The sequence below is a fragment of the Microbulbifer okhotskensis genome (genome assembly GCF_023895975.1).
In the GTDB taxonomy this organism is placed as follows: Bacteria; Pseudomonadota; Gammaproteobacteria; order Pseudomonadales; family Cellvibrionaceae; genus Microbulbifer; species Microbulbifer okhotskensis.
Genome location: NZ_JALBWM010000258.1, coordinates 1 through 1,903, shown reverse-complemented (window position 1 = coordinate 1,903; position 1,903 = coordinate 1). Strand labels below are relative to the sequence as shown.

Genomic DNA, 1,903 nt, shown 5'->3' with positions numbered 1-1,903 from the left:
TGGCCGTGGTTCCTACCTATTTCGCCCCCTAAAACTGTCCGAAGTATTGCTAAGTGATATACGACCTAAAACGCTTCAAGCACCGCTCCATTTTTCAACCCTCCTAAGTACCTGATAAGAAATCAACATGATTTTCAATCGGCTTGACTGTTTTTTTTTATAAAGATCCTGATTTATTGAAACCTATAGGTACAGCAGTGAGTTAGAGAAAATCTATTCATTGGGGATAGTGGGCAAAGTGATCATTTTTGCACTTGGGACAAGAGTTCAGGCTAGTATGTAACTTATTGATTCCTCCAGGTTCTTACGCACTTCTTCGTTAGATTGATTCCAGGATGGTAATCATGATAATAGTGGTCAGAATGATTCCTATATAAATGTTATGTGCCATGAGAGTCGATGAATTGGAAACGAAAGTTCTAACATTGAGGGTTGAAGTTGGCCTTCACCAAAGCTGTATGGAGGGTCGCCCAGGATATAGGTCAGGAATTCGACCTAATCACTGGATGCCTGGGCGAGACTATACATTTATAGGCCAAATCGAGTTCATAGGGCAGGATTTACTCGCTCCCGGTGAAAGTTGTGAGGCTGTCATTAAATGTATTGTTCCAGTTCAAGATTCGATCTTATTTCAACCGGGGTTCATGTGGCAAATTTGTGAAGCCAATAAAATTATGGGGTACGCCAAGGTGCTGTCGTGTTAGCCACACATAACGAGGCGCTCAACTACACTCCGGCCGTAAGCGGCCTCCGTCGCACAGCCAAAAGCGTGCTTCGCACCGGCTGCTGGTTAGCTCAGTATTAGCTGTCAGGAAAAAATATGAAGCATGAAGCATGAAGCAATAAATTTTAATGATAAGCTTGCAACATTCGATAAGCATTGGTCTCCTCGAATAATTGCGGAAATGAACGATTATCAGTTTAAGCTAGTTAAAGCACTAGGCGATTTCGTGTGGCATGATCACCCAGATACTGATGAAGTCTTTATCGTGCTGGAAGGCTCTCTGGATATCGAGTTTCGAGATGGTAAAGTTACATTGGAGACTGGAGAAATGTATGTAGTTCCAAAGGGTGTGGAGCATCGGCCTGTGACTAAAGACGAGTGTAAAATAATGTTAGTAGAACCGAAGGGGGTTGTGAACACAGGCGATGCTGGCGGTGAGTTAACAGCGGAGAATGGGGTGTGGGCGTAAAGCATCTAACAAATTGCGCAAGTGGGACAAAGTACTGTGCACTTCGCCCCTTCCCCCCTTTGCAAGGCGTTAGAGCTAGATGAAGCATATTGAAATTCGCCAAAACCCAAAGAGAGAGCTGCAGTTAGTTGCACTGGTGGTTTTTATATATACCTCCTATGCAGGGATCAGTGGAGTGGTATACAAACTTCAGTATTTAGAATCGAGGTTTGTAAGGCTCTCAGTTGAGCCAGGTGAGTACTGGTCAATTCTGTACTTATATACCGCCGGTGGTGTTTTGATGTTTGTATACTCGGTGGTAGGATTTCCTAAACTAGAACACTACTTCCAAAATGCACAGAGAAAGCAAAATAAGGAGCTGGAGAATAGAACAATAAATCAGAAGATCTTTGTCTATTTTATTGCCCCAGTTATTATATTCGCAGCACTCTCAGGATTTTATATATATGCCAATCGGTAGTACCACTTCTAACAAACGCCGGCACAGTCGCGCACTTCGTGCGCTGGACTCGCAACAAGTTGCTCGCTTATACGAAGGGCGTTATGTGTAATTAGGTAAAGGAATGAAGAAAGAAGATTTTCCAGAAGGCACGGGGTTTTATATTAAAGAATTTGATGTACCCTTGGCTCACATTCCAAATGAGGGATGGGTAAACGCTAGATTGCCAACATAAGCGACACACGCTTACCCACTAGAAATTCCAGCGGGC

General features: G+C 43.4%; 2 protein-coding genes. Both read left to right on the top strand.

The genetic code is table 11. From position 1 onward, the window contains the following. The first annotated feature begins 827 nt into the window (after positions 1-827). The gene (locus MO867_RS21830; RefSeq protein WP_252473077.1) at positions 828-1,193 is read left to right on the top strand and encodes a cupin domain-containing protein; all 366 of its coding nucleotides are present in this window, start codon (positions 828-830) and stop codon (positions 1,191-1,193) included. A gap of 79 nt (positions 1,194-1,272) precedes the next feature. Then, a complete protein-coding gene (locus MO867_RS21825) occupies positions 1,273-1,653 on the top strand; it encodes a hypothetical protein (RefSeq protein ID WP_252473076.1) in 381 nt (126 codons plus the stop codon). The last annotated feature ends 250 nt before the right edge of the window (positions 1,654-1,903 follow it).